Raw genomic sequence first — 19,096 nt, 5'->3', positions numbered from 1 at the left:
ATAAAGAATGGTAGAACTTTTTTCTATGTTGCTCGAATAAAGAATAACAAGAGAGGTGCTGTGAAGAAATGAAATTATATACAAAAACAGGAGATAAAGGAACGACAAGTGTAATAGGCGGTAGGGTTGATAAAGATGATATCCGTGTGGAAGCGTATGGAACAATAGACGAGGCGAATTCTCATATCGGATATGCAATGACTAAGCTTCAAGGCAGGACTTATAGAGATATTTACAATGAGCTTGAAAATATTCAACATGAGCTATTTGATTGCGGAGGAGACTTGGCAATAGTGGAACAAAAAATTCCTTATAAGGTGACAATTGAGATGGTTGAAAGCTTAGAAAGAAAGATTGATTTGTATATAGAAGAAGCACCGCCGCTAGAGCGCTTTATTTTACCAGGTGGAAGCGAGTCGGCAGCTGCTATTCATATTGCACGTACAGTTGTAAGGCGAGCAGAACGATGTATCGTGTCCTTACAAAAAGAAGGAGAAATAAATGAAGTTGTTCTAAAGTATGTAAATAGATTATCTGACTATTTATTTGCAGTAGCTAGAGTAATAAATGCCCGATTACAAGTGAAAGATGTGGAGTATAACCGTAGTGCATTAGTTTTTCGTGATAAGAAAGAGAAGGAAGTGGAGTAATTCACTTTCTTTTTTTGTATACTTTTTTCTGTAATATACCAAAATAGAGAAGGTATGGTGGTAATTAGAAAACGGAGGATGTATATGAAAGTTTTAAAATGCGGAGTCATGTTATTGAGTATACTGTTTGTATCTCAATTACATGTTTATGCAGAAGGAAATCGATGGACATGGCCTGTTGAAGGTCAGATAAGTGATTATTTTGGGACAAGGCATGGAAAACACTATGGTATTGATGTAGCTGCACCGATTGGAACGCCTGTGGCAGCTATCCAAGATGGTAAGGTAACGAAGTCTTATTATTCAAGTAGTTATGGAAATGTTGTATTTATTAAACACGGAGAATATGAGGCTGTATATGCACATTTAAATAAGAGATATGTGGGTCAAGGAGATTATATTTCAAAAGGTGAAAAAATTGGAGAAGTAGGGAACACGGGAGAATCGCGAGGTGCACACTTACATCTAGAACTTCATCAAGGAAGATGGACGATGGCGAAAAAGAATGCGATGAACCCATTGCTTGTTTTAAGTGAACAAAGAAATGAAGTTGTTTCTTCATCATTATATGTCGTACAAAAAGGGGATACTTTAGTTAGTATTGCACGGAAATTTAGTATGACACTTAAGGAAATTAAAGAAAAAAATGGATTGCAGCAAGAGCTAATTTATCCTAATCAACAATTATATGTTAAGTAAAGGCAACGTCTCAAAAATTAAACTTTGAATATTCTTAAATAAGGTTCGATGTAAATGAAATTATATGGGCGCTTCTGCTAGAAGTATTGAGTGAATTAGAGTATTTATATCTAAAAGAAAACCGTCCCAAAATTTATTTTGGGACGGCTTCTTTTACCAAAAAATAAAGACACATATAAATCCAGAAATAGCTAAATAGCTATATAAGTAAAAAACTTTTGTTCTTGTTTTCTCTTTTGTTCGAAACAGTACGATAGTCGGTTCAATTAAACCGATTGTCAAACAAAGTAGGCCAAGAAGCATACAACCAATCGAAATAGAATACAGGGCGATTTGTGGTGCTTGAAATGGAATCATCCATTTTAATAAAAATGCAATAAGTGCAGTGTAACAAATGCTACCGATGTATTTATTCAGTGGTGTATTAGAACGAAAACCAGGAAGTTTTTTTAAGAAAGAGCGGGAAACAACTTCTGTTTGTAAAGATGTATGCTCTTCAATAATTCTTTGAGCTTCTTTTCCTTTTTGAAAAAGGGATAAGATCCAATTTCGCTCACCCTGAAAAATAAATTGAGAAGTTGTCAAATAGTGATCAATCTTCACTTTACTCCAACTTTTCCACGGATGACGCTCACACAATTTTAATTTACTTTCTGTTTTTTTATCATACTGATAAATACTGATGCCATCTTCATCGAAAGTAGCATAGTATGTCTCGTTTGAGAATGTGCCTAAATCAATTGGGCAGTAGAAAAGTAATTCTTTTTTTAAGTAAAAGTATTCTTTTCTTAAGTTTTTTTTCATTGCTTCTCGAATAGAATGTCTCTTTTCTTTTTTCATGACATTTCCTCCATAACTCAGAAAATGTTCTTATCTTAACAATTCAATATCTTATCACTTTTAATTATATATGACTAGGTAATTCAAAAGAGAAATGCCGAATAATAAAAAATATGGATTGTATTGTAAAATATCTCGCAATTTATTTGTTGTTACGAAAAATAAATAACTAATTTTAAATAAGTTACAATTTTTTTGTTCACAATGTTATGAGGTTGTTGTATAATGAAGGGGAAAATAGAATATCGGTCTATCTTCGGGGCAGGGTGAAAATCCCGACCGGCGGTGATGAACTATTTATGATTTTGTTCTAAGCCCGCGAGCCGTTAAGGCAGGATTTGGTGTGATTCCAAAGCCGACAGTACAGTCTGGATGGGAGAAGATGGAGGTTCAAGCGTTCAAAAAAGATATGGATTTGAACGTCTGTTTGATGTGCCTTAAATTCTCCCTTTGTGTAAAACACAAAGGTTTTTTTCGTTCTATGAAAAAATAGGCATAGCAGAACCTTTCCACTTTCCATGAGAAGATCGATGGAAAAGGAGAGAGAAAGATGAAACAAAAAAACAGTGTGGTGCAGATGGTGAGTGTAGCGATGCTAAGTAGTATTGCATATTTACTAATGATGTTAGATTTCCCGTTCCCAGGGCTTCCGCCATTTTTGAAAATTGATTTTAGTGATGTACCAGCTCTAATTGCAGCAATTATCTTTGGACCAGTAGCTGGAGTGATTGTAGAGGCAATAAAGAACATTTTACATTACGGGATTCAAGGAAGTTTAACGGGAGTACCAGTTGGAGAAATTGCAAACTTTATTGCAGGATGTTTATTTATTGGACCAGCAGCTTTCTTATTTAGAAAGTATCGTACTGTGAAGAGTTTAACGACAGGGTTAATGCTAGGGACAATTACAATGGCACTTATTATGAGTGTATTAAACTACATCATCATATTCCCGGCGTACACTTGGTTTTTAAATTCACCAGCTATGTCTAGCGAAGCTATAAGAACAACGGTTGTAACGGCAATCTTACCATTTAATTTAATTAAAGGAATTGTTGTAACAATTGTATTTGTGGCATTATTCTCACGCCTGAAAGTATGGGTGTTTGCAAAAATGAAAAATGCATAATATATATAAACCATTAGTAGTGTGGAACTACTAATGGTTTTTTATTAAGGAAAATAAAATTTAGATACAAAAAATGCCCCTCATCAATATGAGGGGCATTTTTTGAAGTTAATAAAAGACTATTCAAATTTTAAAGCGTCTCCGTCGAATGATTCGTCAGCAACTTTAATTGAGTCAGTTGGACAGCCTTCGAATGCATCCATCATATCTTCAATTAATACATCTGGAATTTCAACGATACCTTGGTTATCGTCTAATGTTACAAATGCAATACCTTCATCATCATAGTCATAAATGTCTGGTGCAGCAGCGCCACAAGCACCACATGCAATACAAGTATCTTTATCAACGATTGTATATTTTGCCATCTTTTTTCCCTCCTGATAATATGTATGTGAAAAGCTTGCCATAAAAATTATAACCTTATTGTAAAACGGTTTGTAAAACTTTTCAACATAAAATTATAATGATAATGCTTATCAATTAGTGTGTCAACTTATTTTTGAATTATGTCATAAGATTTTCAAAATACGTAAATATGATTTCGTTTGATACAATAGAATATATACAAGTATATAGTTCTTATTATGATAAGTTTAATGAGCGACAGTAGATAGTGTAATTGTACTGAAAAGAATGAAGTTAAGATTGGAAGGTGGAAGCGGTCATGCAAATACAATATACTTTGTTGCATTGTTTAAAACAATTGAATGGTGAAAGAACCGTTTCATCTATTTATTATTTACTAAAGGGCAAACGTTCTTCGCAAACTTTACAAGATGGAAATATGTTTAGAATTTCTTTTTTGTTCGGAATATATAAATCATTAAATAGAAATGACTATGATGGTGAAGTTGTAAAGTTGTTGCAAGCAGATTTTATTCAAGAAATACATGAAAATACATATGTGTTAACACCTAAGGGTAAAACGCAGTTACATAAATGGGAGGAAGTTTATGCTTTTCCAGCGCATTTGCATGGTTTACATTATGGAGAATTAGGTGAAACATTTTGGAAAAGATTGTCATTGATTATTCAAACTATATCAAATTTACAACAGAATAATACTAAGTTTATCCCGATTCAACAAGATACAGAAATAATGATGTGGGTGAAACGTTTTCTAACAGGAAGGCCATATAAGAGAAGTGAATTGGCGAGAAAACTGTGGACGGAAGTACATAATCTTTTAGAAAAAAGTAATGCGATAGAAGCGACGATTGTAACATATCGACTAACGGGTTATGAACGGATTGGTTGTACATTGCAACAATTAGCAGAAATTACGAAACAAGATATGTTCAGGGTGTATTTTTTATTTTGGGGTACAATGCATTTCTTTATACAAGAAGTTCGTGATAAAGAAAATGAATTTCCGCTATTAGCTGAAATTATATCTTATCCAAATGAGAGAGCTGAACTATTTAGTTTATCCACGAAAAAAACATATAATTTTTGGAGACAAGGGCGTTCTTTAGAAGAAATAGCAACGATTCGGAATTTGAAGGTTGCAACGATAGAAGATCATTTTGTTGAAATTGCTTTGCGAGAAAAAGATTTTTCTATTGAAATGTTTATGGAAAAAGAAAAGATAGACAAAGTAATAAAAGTAATTGAAGCATTGCAAACGCGGAAGTTACGTGTTTTGAAACAAGCGATTGGAGAAGATATCTCTTATTTTGAAGTTCGTCTTGTATTAGCGCGGATGGAGGGTGTAAATGAAACTTGAAGAATATTTATATAAGTGGTTTGGATATTCTGAATTTCGTCCAGGTCAAAAAGGAGTTATTACAGATTTATTAGAAGGAAAAGATGTGATAGCAATGCTTCCGACTGGAAGAGGAAAGTCTATGTGCTATCAGTTTCCGGGGCTTATGCGAGAAGGAACAGTGCTTGTTGTATCGCCGTTATTATCTTTAATGGAAGATCAAGTGACACAATTAAAGTATGTTGTGAAAAACCGAGTGATAGCATTTAATAGTTTTCGGACATTAAATGAAAAAAGAGAAGCGATGAAAAAATTATCTTCATATAAATTTATTTTTGTTTCACCAGAGATGTTACAGTCGGAGTTATTAATTAGGGAATTGAAGAAAATTCATATTTCATTATTTGTTGTTGATGAGGCTCATTGTATTTCTCAATGGGGTTATGATTTTAGACCGGACTATAAGAAACTAAATGTAGTTATTGAAAATATTGGTTCTCCTACAGTGTTAGCATTGACAGCCACAGCGACAAAAGGGGTACTGCAAGATATCGCAGACAGTTTAAATTTAAAGGGTGCCGCGGAACATGTATACTCTATTGACCGTCCTAATATTGCAATGAAGGTGCAATTTGTAGAGACGATAGAAGAAAAGAAAGAGGCGCTTTTGGAGCAGGTGATGTATTTACAAGGGCCGGGGATTGTATATTGTTCAAGTAGAGCGTGGACAGAAAGGTTAACGGAATACTTGAGAGGGAAAGGTGTTACTGGTGTAGCTTTTTATCATGGTGGTATGGAACATGAAGAGCGTATGTTAATTCAACAGCAGTTTATGAACGATCAATTGCAGCTTGTAATATGTACAAGTGCATTTGGTATGGGGGTAAATAAGGCGAATACGCAATATATTATTCATTTTCATTATCCAACTAATATAGCTTCTTACTTACAAGAAATCGGAAGAGCTGGAAGAGATGGCAAACCGAGTATAGCTATTTTATTGTGTAGTCCGTTGGATCATGATTTACCACTTTCAATCATTGAGGATGAATTGCCAAGTAAGTCGCAAATACAATTTTTATTTTCTTTACTACAAGAAAGAATGTTTCAAACGAAAGAATTACCAATAGAAGATGTAGAAGAAATTTGTTATAATGCAGCAAGATTTAATGAGCAATATTGGCGTTTCGTTCGTTATCATCTCGAACAGGTTGGAATTATACAACAACGAAGATTATTATTAGAGGGTTTGTCAGATGAAATTATGAACCGATTAATAGCTGAAGTAGAAATAAGGTTGCGTAATAAATATAGTGAATTAGAAAATATGAAGTCATGGATACGAGTTAAAGGATGTAGACGTGAATATGTGCTGCAACAGTTCGGTTATAGGAAAGAGAAAGAGTTAAATAATTGCTGCGATTATTGCGGTATTACAAAAGAAGATTATAAAAAAAGACGAGCGCAACAATCGGATTTCGACTATAATTGGGAAACAGAGTTACAAAAGCTTTTCGGCCTAGAAAAGATGGAGGAATGATGAACATTCAAAGGCATAATGTTGAAGATATGAGTCCGCAGGAAATAAGGCTGAATCTATATATAACACAGTTAATTATTATCGGTATTGGCTGTTTACTAGCATATATATTATTTCAAGATGTAAAAGAAGTGTTTAATTTATGGAAATGGGAACCAGTATCTATACTTATTATAGGTGGTTTGTTAGCGATTGGTATTGTGTTATTAGATTATGTTGCAATGCGAGTGTTTCCAGAGTCTTGGTTTGATGATGGTGGTATTAACGATAAGATGTTTCGAGGAATGTCGGTTCTACATTTACTCGTTATTACGTTCGTAATCGGTTTTGCAGAAGAATTTTTATTTAGAGGTGTAGTGCAGACTCATTTTGGAATTGTAATTGCGAGTTTAGTATTTGCAGTGTTACATATTCGTTATATAACAAAGCCATTTTTGTTTTGTTTCGTCTGTTTCATTAGTTTTGTCTTTGGTTATGTATTTGAATGGACAGGGAATTTGTTTATAACAATCTTTGCACACTTTCTTGTTGATTTTATAATGGGACTCCAATTAAGAAAATAAATGGAAGGTGGTGGTGAACAACATGAGGAAACGAATTCCTGATTTTGAAGAGGAATTAGAAGTTGAGCGAGTGGAAGAAAAAGAAAGTTTACCGCCGCGTAGTGAAATTCATAGAAATAAAGAGAAAAAACAAAAGTTTAAAATAAATCACATTTTCGTCCGGGTTTTAACATTTCTATTCATTCTGCTGCCAATTAGTATTTTGTGGTATACGGATAAATATATTCAGGTGAAGGGCGATAGTAATAATGCCGGGAAAAGTGCGTTTGAAGTAATCTTCTTTGATTCAGCTAAATCTGATTCACAGAAACAGTCTGAAAAAGCGATAACGCATACTGTGAAAGAGGGAGAAACTTTAGAAAGTATAGCGAAGCAATATTTTTCGGATGAAAATGGGATTGAAGTCATTAAAAAGTATAATAACTTGCAAGAAGATGAAGTGAGTGCAGGGCAAGAATTAAAAATTCCGATAAAAGATAAATCCACAAAGCAAGAGAGCTAGTGAATTAGGCGATCACAATTTGTTATAAAAGCCTAGGATTATCTTTATGAGGAGGGGAGTAAAAAATATGATATGGATTATATTATTCAGTACTCTCATAGGCATGGGGATTTTATTACTTCTTGTGATGTATAAAGAAGCAACGCGTAATACGGTGTTGGAACATACTTTAGTATTTAAAGAATTTCCGAAAAGTTTTCAAAAAGTAAATGTGTTTTTTATTTCTGATATTCATAGAAGAGTTATTTCGAATTTGTTAATTGAACAAGTAAAAGGAAAAGTAGATCTAGTAATTATCGGAGGAGATTTAGCAGAGAAAGGTGTCTCTTTATCAAAAATCTCTGCGAATATCCAAAAGTTAAGAGAGATAGCTCCTGTATATTTTGTGTGGGGAAACAATGATTATGAGATAGAATATCATGAATTAGATGCGTTATTATTAGAAAATAACGTAAAAGTTTTAGATAATACAAGAGTGGTATTTGAGTCTGAATTAGGAGAGAGAATTTGTTTGCTCGGTATAGATGATGTTGGATTGCACCGTGATCGTCTAGATTTGGCATTGGCGGATTGTAAAGAAGAAGGTTTTCGTATCTTAGTTAGTCACAACCCTGATATAATAAAAAAGATGTCTGGAAATGAGCAGATTTCACTTGTATTAAGTGGACATACGCATGGGGGACAAATCCGATTATTCCCATCTAAAAAATATTTAAAAGGTGGCGTATATAACCATTTGAATACCATTCTCTTTGTTAGTAATGGGTACGGAACAACATTGATACCACTTCGTTTCCGAGCACCTGCTCAAACACATATCATTACATTGTGCGGAGGGAAATGATGCCAACTCTTAGTGGAAAATATAATATAAAAGCTGTTTCGAATATAATTGGAGTTCAGCCGAGTACGCTTCGTGCATGGGAAAGACGATATCAAATTATTGCCCCAAAGCGGAATCAAGCTGGGCATCGTTTATATACAGAAGAACATATTCAAATTTTAAAATGGTTAATGGAAAAAGTTTCTTCCGGTATGATGATTGGACAAGCAGTTCAGTTATTAGAAGAGAATCGTTTGCAGAGTACAGTTCAAAAAGAGATACCTTTCGATAAAGAAGTTGTTTTAGTGGACGATTTGCTACAAGCTTTGTTAAAATTTGATGAAATTACAATTACTGCATTATTAAACGAAGCTTTTAGTATATATTCAACAGAGAAGGTTGTTGCCAGTATCGTTCTTCGAGTGACAGACAATTTATTAATGTCAAAAAATAATAATGAGATTTCAATGGCGCAATTCCAATATGCACTATCATTTTTACAAACGCGTCTAGGAATGGTGTATCACAATGCCTCAATGTTTTCCTCTTTACACAAAGTTATTGTGTTAGAAAAGAATGCATTGCAAGGATTTATTTTTTCAACGTATTTACGCTTAAAAGGATATGAGGCGATATATATTAGGACAAGCTTAGCTGAAGATGGTATGTTGTCAGCGGTAGAAGAAATACAGCCGAAATATGTATTTGTATCTTGTGCTGACGAACAAGAAATGAAAAAGACGATGAACTTTATAAATTTATTACAAGAAAAAAGGGAATCTCTTTCTGTTGGCTTTATCGGAAAGCTAGGCGTTCTAAACCAGTTGGACATTGAAACAACCTTAATTGGTGATACAAAAGAAGAATGGGATGAATGGTTAAAAATGTCGGAATAGTTGTTCGAAAAGAACCATCTATTTTCTATTTCATATAATAAAAATTAGATGCATTGGTTACGTAGGGAGGGTATGAGATGAGGCTGGAACGATTAAATTACAATAAGATAAAAATTTTTCTAACATTTGATGATTTATCTGAACGAGGATTAACGAAAGAAGATTTATGGAGAAATGCGCCGAAAGTACAGCAATTATTTCGTGATATGATGCAAGAAGCAAATAAGGAATTAGGATTTGAAGCAGATGGTCCGATTGCAGTTGAAGTATTTTCTCTACAAGCACAAGGGATGGTTGTAATTGTAACGAAAGAAAATCAAGAAATGGATACAGATGATGAGTTTCGTGACGAGTTTATTGAAATGCAAGTGACTCTAGATGAAAGTGAGCATATATTATATGAGTTTGCTACGCTAGATGACATAATTAACCTGTCGAATCGCTTATATAACCTTGGTGTAACTGGCGGAAAGCTATATACGTGGGATAAGCGCTTCTATCTTTGGATGGAAGAAGAGGAACAAATTCAATTGTTAAAGGCGGATTTTATAGCTATTTTAGCGGAATACGGTAATCCGTCTACCGCAACTATTTATCGCATCATGGAGTACGGTAAAGAATTAATGGATTTTAATGCGATAGAACAAATACACAATTACTTTGTGAAAAAACAAAACCTCAGCTAATACAACATAGCTGAGGTTTTGTTTTTATTTGGATAAGGGAAGGGATGATTGTAAATACTCCAACATACTTTTTTAAAATAAAATATGCAGTTTTATGGGAGTATGTTTGAGTAAAATAAAAAATATTTAAATATTTAAGTATTTTACTTTTCTAAAAGTAATAAAAGGACTATAATAATAGTGAAAACGCTTGCAACAGAAAATAGTTTGTATATATTTGTTAGCGTTTTCTATTGCATTCCAAATTTAAGGGTGTATACTAGGCAATGAAGGTTTACTAAACAAGTGAAATTACAGGGGGTTTACTTACTATGGTAGCCGAAAAGGGAACTCAAACAAAAACACAACAACAAAGGGAACAACATTTTGAACTATTGAATTCAACACAAATTGTTATTAGTGAAGCGTTAGAAAAATTGGGTTATCCAAACGAAGTATATGAATTATTAAAAGAACCAATTCGTATGATGACAGTGAAAATACCAGTTCGTATGGATGACGGGACTGTTAAAATATTTACAGGGTATCGTGCACAACATAATGATGCTGTTGGTCCAACGAAAGGTGGAATTCGCTTCCATCCGAATGTAACAGAAAATGAAGTGAAAGCACTTTCAATCTGGATGAGTTTAAAATGTGGTATTGTTGATTTACCATATGGTGGAGGTAAGGGTGGAATTATCTGTGATCCACGTGAAATGTCATTCCGTGAGTTAGAAAGATTAAGCCGCGGTTATGTACGAGCAATTAGCCAAATCGTAGGTCCGACGAAAGATATTCCAGCTCCAGATGTATTCACAAACTCTCAAATTATGGCATGGATGATGGATGAGTATAGCCGTATTGATGAATTTAATTCACCAGGATTTATTACAGGTAAACCGCTTGTATTAGGTGGATCACATGGCCGTGAAACAGCAACAGCGAAAGGTGTAACAATTTGTATTCGTGAAGCTGCGAAAAAACGTGGCATTGATATTAAGGGTGCACGCGTTGTTGTCCAAGGGTTCGGTAATGCTGGTAGCTTCTTAGCTAAATTTATGCATGATGCAGGTGCGAAAGTTATTGCAATCTCAGATGCTTACGGTGCGTTACATGATCCAAACGGATTAGATATTGATTATTTATTAGACCGTCGTGATAGCTTCGGTACAGTAACAAAGCTATTTAACAATACAATTTCAAATAAAGAATTGTTAGAACTTGATTGCGATATTTTAGTTCCAGCTGCAATTGAGAACCAAATTACAGAAGAAAATGCTAATGATATTAAAGCGAAAATCGTTGTTGAAGCTGCAAATGGTCCAACAACATTAGAAGCGACTAAAATTTTAACAGATCGCGGAATTTTACTTGTTCCAGACGTGTTAGCAAGTGCTGGTGGTGTAACAGTATCTTACTTTGAGTGGGTACAAAATAACCAAGGATACTACTGGACTGAAGAAGAAGTAGAACAACGTTTAGAAAAAGTAATGGTAAGATCATTTGATTCTATTTATGAAACAGCACAAGTTCGTAAAGTGAACATGCGCTTAGCGGCGTACATGGTTGGTGTTCGTAAAATGGCTGAAGCAAGCCGCTTCAGAGGTTGGGTATAAAATATTATATCTTGAGAAAACGTGATTTCCTTTCGAGGGAATCACGTTTTTTTGTTGAAGTATTAAATGAGGTGTTATATATGGAGAATGAAATGCTGGAACGAGTAGAACAATTAGAAGAAAAGGTTAAGAGGTTAGAGGGAGAACTTGCAAGAACGATGAAAGCTCGAAAAGTAAGTACCGTTAGAATGTTCGGAGAAGGGCTACTGTTTTTGATATTTGGTGTGGTTGTAGTAGGGCCGATTATTGCCGTTGTAATCTCAATTTTTACTTGGCTTGCTGAAAAATAAAATAAAAATAAAAAAAGAACGCTTGTTCTATACGAACAAACGTGCTATACTCTCCTTAGATAAACAAAACGGAAATGATTTTAAGGAGAGATAAATGATGAAAATGACAGTAGACCAAAGATTTATGATGCCAGCAGATGTTGTAGAGCGAGTGGAAGTATTACGAAACAAACAAAGCAAGCGTGGCACATTATTACAATCGGTAAATAAATTTTTCGGTTTAGATACGAAAGAAGATTGTGTTTGGTTTTACGGTTTTTATGGAGTGGCTGTAAGTATCTTGTTGTTTATGGTGTTCACTTCAAATATTTTCGATTTTCTCTTCGTGTAAGAAATATGCGATAAGGACGTTGCTACCGAATACATATATAAGGAAGTAAGGTAATCTTCTAGAGCGGGAGTTGGTAGCAATGGCGATGTTTCCTATAGAACGCAACTATATTGGATATGGAAGTTCACGGCCGGGGATTCCTCTGACTAAAGTGAGATTTATTGTAAGCCATGATACGGGGAATCCAGGAAGCAATGCGATAGGAAATCGAGATTACTTTAATGAATTACAACCGAAAGCTTCGGCGCATACATTTATAGATGATAAAACAATATTGGAGATTATTCCTATAAATGAAGTTGCGTATCATGTTCGATATGGTGTGCCGACGGATAATGACTTATACGGCTATGACGCGAATAAGGCGGCCATTGGAGTGGAACTTTGTTATGGCGGTGATGTTAACTTTTGGGAAGCATATAATCGTTTTACATGGTATCATGCGTATTTATGCCAAAACTTTGGCTTAAATCCGAAAAAAGATATCGTGTCACATAAAACGCTTGATCCAGCTAGAAAGATTGATCCTGAGAATGTATTAGGGAAACAAGGTATTAAATTTCAGCAGTTTTTAGCAGATGTCTATCGGATGTACGTTTCGTTTAGATGACAAATATATGAAAAATGAATACAATAAAGATAGGTACCTACTGCTGTAAGTAGGTTTTTTCTTGTTTTTATAAATAGTGTATTGGTAGAAGACTAGGAGTGGACGAGTATGCAGAAAGAAACAGTTATTATAATCGGAGGCGGTCCGTGCGGATTAGCGGCAGCGATTTCGTTGCAAAAGGTAGGGATAAATCCGTTAGTAATTGAAAAAGGAAACATTGTAAATGCCATTTATAATTATCCAACTCATCAAACATTTTTCTCTTCTAGTGAAAAATTAGAAATTGGTGATGTAGCTTTTATTACAGAAAATCGTAAGCCAGTTCGAAATCAAGCGCTTGCGTATTATCGTGAAGTAGTAAAACGTAAATCTGTACGTGTAAATGCTTTTGAGCGAGTGGAGAAAGTTCAAAAAGATGGAGGAGTTTTTCAAGTTGAGACGACAAAGTGTGACGGAAGTAAAGAAACATATATAGCGAAATATATTGTTGTAGCAACTGGATATTATGATAACCCAAATTATATGAATGTTCCAGGTGAGGGATTGAAGAAAGTAGCTCACTATTTTAAAGAGGGGCATCCTTATTTTGATCGAGACGTAGTAGTTATAGGTGGGAAAAATTCGAGTGTAGATGCCGCATTAGAACTTGTTAAAGCTGGTGCGCGTGTAACGGTACTGTATCGTGGAATTGAGTATTCGCCAAGCATAAAGCCTTGGATTTTGCCGGAATTTGAGGCGTTAGTACGAAACGGTACAATTCAAATGCATTTCGGGGCTCATGTGAAAGAAATTACTGAGCATACATTAACGTTTACAGTTGATGGTGAAGTTTATACAATCCAAAACGATTTTGTATTTGCGATGACTGGTTATCATCCTGATCATAGCTTCTTAACGAAGATGGGTGTTCAGATTGATGAAGAAACAGGACGTCCAATTTATACAGAGGATAGAATGGAAACGAATGCTGAAAATATTTTCATTGCAGGTGTCATTGCTGCTGGAAATAATGCAAATGAAATATTTATCGAGAACGGTAGATTTCATGGAGATGCGATTGCGCAAACCATTGCATCAAGAGAAAAATAAAAAGGAGTTGTCGAGAAAATCTCGACAACTCCTTTTTATTCGTGCATAAACATATTTTGAATGGATTCATGAGAATTTGTATTCTCTAATGCGACAAGTAATTTAATACGTGCTTTTTGTGCATTTAAGCCGTATGTGAATACAACGCCCATATCTTTTAAGTGTTTACCGCCACCTTCATACGAATATACGTCTTGAACGATACCGTTGAAACAGCGAGAAACTAATACGACAGGAATACCTTTATTTAATAATCGTTCTAGACTAGGAAGTGTTCTTGGAGGTAGATTACCTTGTCCGAGCGCTTCGATAACAATACCGTCTACAGGAAGATTTTCGATTGCTGCTAATAATGTATCATCCATGCCAGCATATGCTTTTAGAACAACTACATTTTTAGACACTGTGTTTATCGTATATGTTTCATGATGTACTAAAGCGTGATGGAAGACAACGCCGCGTTTTGTTACCATTCCAATTGGTCCGTATTGTGGGCTTTGGAATGTTGCTACATTACTTGTATGTGTTTTCGTTACATTTGTAGCGCAATGAATTTCGTCATTTAATACGACTAAAACACCTTTTTCTGCAGCTTCATCACAACTAGCAACCTTTACAGCTGATAAGAAGTTATATAGGCCGTCAGCACCTAATTCATTGCTAGAGCGCATTGCACCTGTCACAACGATCGGAATAGTTGCTTGTACTGTTAAATCTAAGAAATAGGCTGTTTCTTCTAATGTATCAGTACCATGCGTAATGACTACGCCATGAATGTTGTCTTGTTTTACTCTTTCATCAATGATGACTTGTAATTGTAACATTTCGCTCGGTGTCATATGGGGAGATGGTAAATGGAACACATCTTCAACGATTAAATCAACATCGCCTTCTAAATCAGGAATGAATTTTAAAAGAGGATTTTTTTCACCTGGTTGTACGACTCCAGTTTCTTTATCCTCCTCCATTGCAATTGTTCCACCTGTGTGTAAAACTAGGATTCTTTTCAATTCTTATACCCCTTTCAAGTAAAAAATACATTTAGAACATAACATGTTTTTAGTAAATTCGACAATGGAAATGTATAAAAGTATGCCTCGCAAATGACAATAAAATTAACTGCTATATGTACGATGTATAAAATTACGAAACGAGATGTGTAAATATAGTATAGGAGGGAGCAATTACGGTGGAAAAGATGGAGAGAATTTTTATTCGTATATTAATAATACAATTTATTTGTCTTTCTGTTGTGCAATTGTTATTTATACATAAGTCATCAGTGAAATATTTATCTAAAATTGTTTATTATGAAGGTGTCATGGTAAAAGACAAAGCGGAAATCTTACAGGTGAATAGGTAGTTTTCATTTTCTTCTATGAAGGATTATGCTACAATAATTGAGGATTTAATGACGTGAAGCAAATGAGAAGAAGCAGGGTGAACACCTGCTTTTCGTTTTGTTTTATAAGTGAAAAAATGAGGTGTTACAATGGATAAACGAATTTCAATTGCTATAGATGGTCCAGCAGCTGCTGGTAAAAGTACAGTGGCAAAAGTTGTTGCGAAGGAACTTTCTTACGTTTATATTGATACAGGCGCAATGTACCGTACGCTTACATATGCAGCCCTTGAACAAAAAGTAGATATTGAAAATGAAGAGCAGTTAATGGAAGTTGTAAGGAATGTAAATATTGAATTTCAGCAAGGAGAAAATACACAGCTTGTATTTTTAAATGGACAAGATGTTTCTGAAGTAATTCGTACACCTGATGTGACGAATCGAGTATCTATTGTAGCAAAGCATCGCCTTGTTCGTGAAGAAATGGTACGCCGTCAGCAAGATTTAGCGAAAAAAGGCGGCGTTGTAATGGACGGCCGTGATATTGGTACACATGTATTACCGGATGCTGAAGTGAAAATCTTTATGCTTGCTTCTGTTGAAGAAAGAGCGGAAAGAAGACATTTAGAAAATTTAAATAAAGGTTTCGATTCTAATTTAGAGCAGCTAAAAGAAGAAATTGCTCAGCGTGATAAATTAGATTCAGAACGCGAAGTTTCTCCACTAAAAAAGGCTGATGATGCATTGGAATTAGATACGACTTCTTTATCAATTGAAGAAGTTGTCCAAAAAATTATGAGTATTGTTTCAGGAGTGTTTGCGAAATAAAGAAAGGGGATGATCCCCTTTCTTTTTTGTTTAAATAGAAATGTAAAGGATACGTGAATTGTGAGTCTCTTTCCTTGACAAATGAGCTGATTTGTAAGAAGTTAGTTAAAGAGGAATAAAACTGTCAGAATATATTCGCTATTATATTTCAAAACATACTTTTTTCAAGCTGGTTTTGCTGTATACTATTTATATAGGTTTAATATATTTTCTTATGAATGGTATTGAAAAAAGTATGTGATGAGAAATTCTTAAACATGCAAATGAAAACTTTGTTTTCATTTCGTATATACATAAAAAATGCTTTGTCAATTCTGTAGGGAGGTATTTCCATGGTAGAGAAAATGAATGAAGAAGTTATGGATTCAAAAGAATTACAAGTTGGTGACGTTGTTACAGGTTCTGTAACGAAAGTTGAAGAGAAACAAGTGCTTGTAAATGTTGGATACAAAACAGATGGCGTAATTCCAATTAGTGAATTAGCTAACGTTCATATTGAAAAAGCAAGCGATGTTGTAGAATTAGATCAAACACTAGAGTTGAAAATTATTAAATTAGAAGAAGATGATCTTGTCTTGTCTAAACGTGCTGTTGATGCAGAAAAAGCATGGGTAGAATTACAAGAGAAATTTACTTCTGGTCATGTGTTTGATGTTACTGTAAAAGATATTGTGAATGGCGGATTAGTTGTGGATCTTGGGGTTCGCGGTTTTATCCCAGCTTCACTTGTAGAAGTACATTATGTAGAAGACTTTACTGACTATAAAGGTAAAACGTTAGCGGTGAAAATTGTTGAATTAGACCGTGAAAAAAATCGTGTAATCCTTTCGCATAAAGCGGTAGTAGAATTAGAACTAGATTCTAAGAAAAAAGAAGCAATTTCTTCATTAAAAGAAGGGGACGTTGTTGAAGGAACAGTGCAACGATTAACTGACTTTGGTGCTTTCGTTAACGTTGGTGGCGTGGACGGTTTAGTTCACATTTCACAAATTTCACACGAACGTGTAGAGCAACCTTCTGAAGTTTTAGAGCAAGGTCAAAAGGTTAAGGTAAAGGTGTTATCTGTTGATGCTGATACACAACGTATTTCTTTATCGATTAAAGCAGCTCAACCAGGACCTTGGGAAAACGTTGCTGGCGAAATAAAAGCTGGAGATATTCGTGAGGGCGTAGTAAAACGCCTTGTTACATTTGGTGCATTCGTTGAGATTTTACCTGGCGTTGAAGGACTTGTACACGTATCTCAAATTGCAAATCGTCACGTGAAAAATCCGAATGAAGTATTGGAAATGGGACAAGAAGTAAAAGTGAAAGTACTTGAAGTTCACGCAGCAGAGAAACGTATTTCTTTAAGTATAAAAGAAGCGCTTGAGGAAAATAATGTAATTGAAGATTATAGTCAGTATGAGCCAAATGCTGATTCTGCTACTTTCCAATTAAGTGATATTATTGGTGAACAACTGAAAAAATTAAAGAAATAATGAGGGGTACAAGTGGTAAGGGCAAAACGTAAATTAGATCATATTGAATACGCTCTTTCTACTGGTCAGTCTCGTACGCATGGCTTTCATGATATTGATTTTGTGCATCAAAGCTTGCCAAATTCAAATTATGACACAATAACATGTGAAACAAAAATCGGCGAACTTTCACTAAGTTCGCCGATTTTTATCAATGCGATGACTGGTGGTGGAGGAGAGAAAACGTTACATATCAATGAGCAATTAGCATATGTAGCGAAACAACATAACCTTGCTATGGCTGTAGGTTCGCAAATGGCGGCGTTAAAAGATGAAAGTGAGGCTGCTTCTTATAAGGTGATCAGAAAGGTAAACCCAAATGGTATTTTCTTTGCTAATTTAGGTAGTGAGGCAACTATCGAGCAGGCAGAGCGTGCCGTTGATATGATTGAAGCGAATGCATTGCAAATTCATTTAAATGTCATACAAGAGTTAACGATGCCAGAAGGAGACCGTGATTTTACTGGCGTACTTCAGCGTATTGAGAAAATTGTTTTAAATAGTAAAGTTCCTGTCATTGTAAAAGAAGTTGGATTTGGGATGAGTAAGGAAACAATGCAACAGTTAGCGAACGTAGGTGTAACGGCAATTGATATTGGTGGGCAAGGTGGTACGAATTTTGCTGCTGTTGAAAATGAAAGAAGACAGCGAATGCTTTCTTATTTTAATAACTGGGGCATACAAACAGCAACCTCGATTATTGAAGCAACCTCTACAAATAATAACCTCTCTTTTATTGCATCAGGGGGTATACAGACAGCGCTTGACGTAGCGAAAGCAATCGCATTAGGGGCGAATACAACTGCGTTTGCTGGTTACTTTTTACGTATTTTAATGCAAGATGGTATCGAGAAATTAGTGGATGAAATTGAGCTTCTACATACAGATTTGAAATTTATTATGACAGCTCTTGGTGCGAAGACGATAGAAGAGTTGCAATCTGTACCTCTTGTTGTAAAAGGTGAAACATATCATTGGTTAATGCAGCGTGGTATTGATACTGCGCATTATAGTAGGAGATAAAAAATCAACCGTTCGGTTGATTTTTTGTTTTCTTTTCTTTCTCGTAATATAAAGTGGAGAATGGAATTGGTATTTTATAAAAATTGTAATTGAAAAAAGGTTAAAAAATGAAGATGATTAGTTACTGGATTTTTGAGAGGACTTGCTTTTATAAGGGAAATAGGTGGGGGTAAAAGAAGTGATAGGAGGATATAGTACACAAAATATTATTTCAATATAAATAAAAATCATTAAAATGATTATGCAAAAGACGGTTTCGTACAACATCGAAACCGTCTTTTTGTATTAATTAGTGCTGGTTTTGTTTTCGAGCCTGCTCTGGTGTATCAAGTCCAGTTGCACCTGGATATTGTAGTGATTGATTACGATCAGATTCAACGCGGCGTGATTCTCGTAGTTTTCGTTCTTGGCGATCTTTACCCATAATAA

The 19,096-nt window shown here is 34.8% G+C and carries 23 protein-coding genes and 1 riboswitch; of the genes, 19 read left to right on the top strand and 4 right to left on the bottom strand.

Annotated elements, in window-relative coordinates; genetic code table 11:
• The first annotated feature begins 68 nt into the window (after positions 1 to 68).
• Together N2V92_RS27425 and N2V92_RS27420 are read left to right on the top strand one after the other, a co-directional pair.
• Entirely contained in the window at positions 69 to 650 is a 582-nt protein-coding gene (locus N2V92_RS27425; protein WP_000781275.1) for a cob(I)yrinic acid a,c-diamide adenosyltransferase, read from the top strand.
• An 84-nt stretch (positions 651 to 734) separates the two neighbouring features.
• Positions 735 to 1,349, top strand: a complete 615-nt coding sequence (locus N2V92_RS27420) for a peptidoglycan DD-metalloendopeptidase family protein (protein WP_042597462.1) — start codon at positions 735 to 737, stop codon at positions 1,347 to 1,349.
• A gap of 153 nt (positions 1,350 to 1,502) precedes the next feature.
• Here N2V92_RS27420 and N2V92_RS27415 read toward each other — a convergent pair whose 3' ends face one another.
• Positions 1,503 to 2,189 carry a hypothetical protein gene (locus N2V92_RS27415; RefSeq protein ID WP_000711799.1) on the bottom strand — a complete coding sequence of 229 codons (687 nt, stop codon included), beginning with the start codon at positions 2,187 to 2,189 and terminating at the stop codon, positions 1,503 to 1,505.
• A 248-nt stretch (positions 2,190 to 2,437) separates the two neighbouring features.
• Positions 2,438 to 2,577, top strand: a riboswitch (FMN riboswitch).
• Positions 2,578 to 2,739: 162 nt separating this feature from the next.
• Here N2V92_RS27415 and N2V92_RS27410 point away from each other — a divergent pair.
• Positions 2,740 to 3,318 (top strand): ECF transporter S component, encoded by a 579-nt coding sequence (locus N2V92_RS27410; protein ID WP_000810856.1) that lies wholly within the window; start codon positions 2,740 to 2,742, stop codon positions 3,316 to 3,318.
• Between the two features lie 119 nt (positions 3,319 to 3,437).
• Here the strand turns inward: N2V92_RS27410 and N2V92_RS27405 are convergent, their stop codons facing one another.
• Positions 3,438 to 3,686 (bottom strand): ferredoxin, encoded by a 249-nt coding sequence (locus N2V92_RS27405; RefSeq protein ID WP_001151993.1) that lies wholly within the window; start codon positions 3,684 to 3,686, stop codon positions 3,438 to 3,440.
• Between the two features lie 299 nt (positions 3,687 to 3,985).
• Between N2V92_RS27405 and N2V92_RS27400 the strand changes: the two genes are divergently transcribed.
• The 12 genes from N2V92_RS27400 (at position 3,986) to N2V92_RS27345 (ending at position 13,954) form a co-directional block, all read left to right on the top strand.
• Positions 3,986 to 5,047: a helix-turn-helix domain-containing protein gene (locus N2V92_RS27400; RefSeq protein WP_001167015.1), complete on the top strand. Its 1,062-nt coding sequence runs from the start codon at positions 3,986 to 3,988 to the stop codon at positions 5,045 to 5,047.
• The gene (recQ, locus tag N2V92_RS27395; RefSeq protein WP_044797923.1) at positions 5,037 to 6,566 is read left to right on the top strand and encodes an ATP-dependent DNA helicase RecQ; all 1,530 of its coding nucleotides are present in this window, start codon (positions 5,037 to 5,039) and stop codon (positions 6,564 to 6,566) included. The genes N2V92_RS27400 and recQ overlap by 11 nt, the downstream gene beginning before the upstream one ends.
• Positions 6,566 to 7,129 (top strand): CPBP family intramembrane glutamic endopeptidase, encoded by a 564-nt coding sequence (locus tag N2V92_RS27390; protein WP_001025781.1) that lies wholly within the window; start codon positions 6,566 to 6,568, stop codon positions 7,127 to 7,129. The genes recQ and N2V92_RS27390 overlap by 1 nt, the downstream gene beginning before the upstream one ends.
• 22 nt (positions 7,130 to 7,151) lie before the next feature.
• The gene (locus tag N2V92_RS27385; RefSeq protein ID WP_001231548.1) at positions 7,152 to 7,631 is read left to right on the top strand and encodes a LysM peptidoglycan-binding domain-containing protein; all 480 of its coding nucleotides are present in this window, start codon (positions 7,152 to 7,154) and stop codon (positions 7,629 to 7,631) included.
• Positions 7,632 to 7,698: 67 nt separating this feature from the next.
• Positions 7,699 to 8,475: a metallophosphoesterase gene (locus N2V92_RS27380; RefSeq protein ID WP_000637802.1), complete on the top strand. Its 777-nt coding sequence runs from the start codon at positions 7,699 to 7,701 to the stop codon at positions 8,473 to 8,475.
• Positions 8,475 to 9,350, top strand: coding sequence for a MerR family transcriptional regulator (locus N2V92_RS27375; protein WP_001142721.1), 876 nt, complete (start codon positions 8,475 to 8,477; stop codon positions 9,348 to 9,350). The genes N2V92_RS27380 and N2V92_RS27375 overlap by 1 nt, the downstream gene beginning before the upstream one ends.
• Before the next feature lie 77 nt (positions 9,351 to 9,427).
• A complete protein-coding gene (locus tag N2V92_RS27370; RefSeq protein WP_001235399.1) occupies positions 9,428 to 10,036 on the top strand; it encodes a genetic competence negative regulator in 609 nt (202 codons plus the stop codon).
• 311 nt (positions 10,037 to 10,347) lie between these two features.
• The gene (gene gudB / locus N2V92_RS27365) at positions 10,348 to 11,634 is read left to right on the top strand and encodes an NAD-specific glutamate dehydrogenase (RefSeq protein ID WP_000225173.1); all 1,287 of its coding nucleotides are present in this window, start codon (positions 10,348 to 10,350) and stop codon (positions 11,632 to 11,634) included.
• Between the two features lie 80 nt (positions 11,635 to 11,714).
• Entirely contained in the window at positions 11,715 to 11,924 is a 210-nt protein-coding gene (locus tag N2V92_RS27360) for a hypothetical protein (RefSeq protein ID WP_000426765.1), read from the top strand.
• A gap of 94 nt (positions 11,925 to 12,018) precedes the next feature.
• A complete protein-coding gene (locus N2V92_RS27355) occupies positions 12,019 to 12,255 on the top strand; it encodes a DUF3961 domain-containing protein (protein WP_002083150.1) in 237 nt (78 codons plus the stop codon).
• Between the two features lie 79 nt (positions 12,256 to 12,334).
• Positions 12,335 to 12,865, top strand: coding sequence for a peptidoglycan recognition protein family protein (locus N2V92_RS27350; RefSeq protein ID WP_001240655.1), 531 nt, complete (start codon positions 12,335 to 12,337; stop codon positions 12,863 to 12,865).
• Positions 12,866 to 12,973: 108 nt separating this feature from the next.
• Entirely contained in the window at positions 12,974 to 13,954 is a 981-nt protein-coding gene (locus N2V92_RS27345; protein WP_001168517.1) for a YpdA family putative bacillithiol disulfide reductase, read from the top strand.
• A 35-nt stretch (positions 13,955 to 13,989) separates the two neighbouring features.
• Here the strand turns inward: N2V92_RS27345 and ansA are convergent, their stop codons facing one another.
• Positions 13,990 to 14,964, bottom strand: coding sequence for an asparaginase (ansA, locus tag N2V92_RS27340; protein ID WP_000822011.1), 975 nt, complete (start codon positions 14,962 to 14,964; stop codon positions 13,990 to 13,992).
• Between the two features lie 179 nt (positions 14,965 to 15,143).
• Between ansA and N2V92_RS27335 the strand changes: the two genes are divergently transcribed.
• From N2V92_RS27335 to N2V92_RS27320, 4 genes are all read left to right on the top strand, one after another.
• A complete protein-coding gene (locus N2V92_RS27335; RefSeq protein ID WP_000413849.1) occupies positions 15,144 to 15,317 on the top strand; it encodes a YpfB family protein in 174 nt (57 codons plus the stop codon).
• Positions 15,318 to 15,446: 129 nt separating this feature from the next.
• Positions 15,447 to 16,124: a (d)CMP kinase gene (gene cmk / locus N2V92_RS27330; protein WP_000361254.1), complete on the top strand. Its 678-nt coding sequence runs from the start codon at positions 15,447 to 15,449 to the stop codon at positions 16,122 to 16,124.
• Between the two features lie 332 nt (positions 16,125 to 16,456).
• A complete protein-coding gene (gene rpsA / locus N2V92_RS27325) occupies positions 16,457 to 17,605 on the top strand; it encodes a 30S ribosomal protein S1 (RefSeq protein WP_000229557.1) in 1,149 nt (382 codons plus the stop codon).
• Between the two features lie 12 nt (positions 17,606 to 17,617).
• Positions 17,618 to 18,667, top strand: a complete 1,050-nt coding sequence (locus N2V92_RS27320) for a type 2 isopentenyl-diphosphate Delta-isomerase (RefSeq protein ID WP_000251041.1) — start codon at positions 17,618 to 17,620, stop codon at positions 18,665 to 18,667.
• A gap of 289 nt (positions 18,668 to 18,956) precedes the next feature.
• On the opposite strand, the gene N2V92_RS27315 is transcribed toward N2V92_RS27320, so the two are convergent.
• Positions 18,957 to 19,091 (bottom strand): YpzI family protein, encoded by a 135-nt coding sequence (locus N2V92_RS27315; protein ID WP_000513902.1) that lies wholly within the window; start codon positions 19,089 to 19,091, stop codon positions 18,957 to 18,959.
• Between the last annotated feature and the right edge of the window lie 5 nt (positions 19,092 to 19,096).

Origin of the sequence: Bacillus sp. CH_48 (genome assembly GCF_038008465.1) — a bacterium.
GTDB lineage: Bacteria > Bacillota > Bacilli > Bacillales > Bacillaceae_G > Bacillus_A > Bacillus_A thuringiensis_S.
Note: the sequence above shows the minus strand (reverse complement) of the source record. Positions and strands in the feature narration are given on the sequence as shown.

Coding starts and splice junctions, on each gene's coding strand:
- N2V92_RS27360 (WP_000426765.1), top strand. CDS start 11,715: ATGGAGAATGAAATGCTGGAACGAGTAGAACAATTAGAAGAAAAGGTT.
- N2V92_RS27370 (WP_001235399.1), top strand. CDS start 9,428: ATGAGGCTGGAACGATTAAATTACAATAAGATAAAAATTTTTCTAACA.
- N2V92_RS27315 (WP_000513902.1), bottom strand. CDS start 19,091: ATGGGTAAAGATCGCCAAGAACGAAAACTACGAGAATCACGCCGCGTT.
- N2V92_RS27385 (WP_001231548.1), top strand. CDS start 7,152: ATGAGGAAACGAATTCCTGATTTTGAAGAGGAATTAGAAGTTGAGCGA.
- N2V92_RS27350 (WP_001240655.1), top strand. CDS start 12,335: ATGGCGATGTTTCCTATAGAACGCAACTATATTGGATATGGAAGTTCA.
- N2V92_RS27390 (WP_001025781.1), top strand. CDS start 6,566: ATGAACATTCAAAGGCATAATGTTGAAGATATGAGTCCGCAGGAAATA.
- N2V92_RS27405 (WP_001151993.1), bottom strand. CDS start 3,686: ATGGCAAAATATACAATCGTTGATAAAGATACTTGTATTGCATGTGGT.
- N2V92_RS27410 (WP_000810856.1), top strand. CDS start 2,740: ATGAAACAAAAAAACAGTGTGGTGCAGATGGTGAGTGTAGCGATGCTA.
- rpsA (WP_000229557.1), top strand. CDS start 16,457: ATGGTAGAGAAAATGAATGAAGAAGTTATGGATTCAAAAGAATTACAA.
- cmk (WP_000361254.1), top strand. CDS start 15,447: ATGGATAAACGAATTTCAATTGCTATAGATGGTCCAGCAGCTGCTGGT.
- N2V92_RS27375 (WP_001142721.1), top strand. CDS start 8,475: ATGCCAACTCTTAGTGGAAAATATAATATAAAAGCTGTTTCGAATATA.
- N2V92_RS27415 (WP_000711799.1), bottom strand. CDS start 2,189: ATGAAAAAAGAAAAGAGACATTCTATTCGAGAAGCAATGAAAAAAAAC.
- N2V92_RS27420 (WP_042597462.1), top strand. CDS start 735: ATGAAAGTTTTAAAATGCGGAGTCATGTTATTGAGTATACTGTTTGTA.
- N2V92_RS27400 (WP_001167015.1), top strand. CDS start 3,986: ATGCAAATACAATATACTTTGTTGCATTGTTTAAAACAATTGAATGGT.
- gudB (WP_000225173.1), top strand. CDS start 10,348: ATGGTAGCCGAAAAGGGAACTCAAACAAAAACACAACAACAAAGGGAA.
- N2V92_RS27355 (WP_002083150.1), top strand. CDS start 12,019: ATGATGAAAATGACAGTAGACCAAAGATTTATGATGCCAGCAGATGTT.
- N2V92_RS27380 (WP_000637802.1), top strand. CDS start 7,699: ATGATATGGATTATATTATTCAGTACTCTCATAGGCATGGGGATTTTA.
- N2V92_RS27345 (WP_001168517.1), top strand. CDS start 12,974: ATGCAGAAAGAAACAGTTATTATAATCGGAGGCGGTCCGTGCGGATTA.
- N2V92_RS27425 (WP_000781275.1), top strand. CDS start 69: ATGAAATTATATACAAAAACAGGAGATAAAGGAACGACAAGTGTAATA.
- recQ (WP_044797923.1), top strand. CDS start 5,037: ATGAAACTTGAAGAATATTTATATAAGTGGTTTGGATATTCTGAATTT.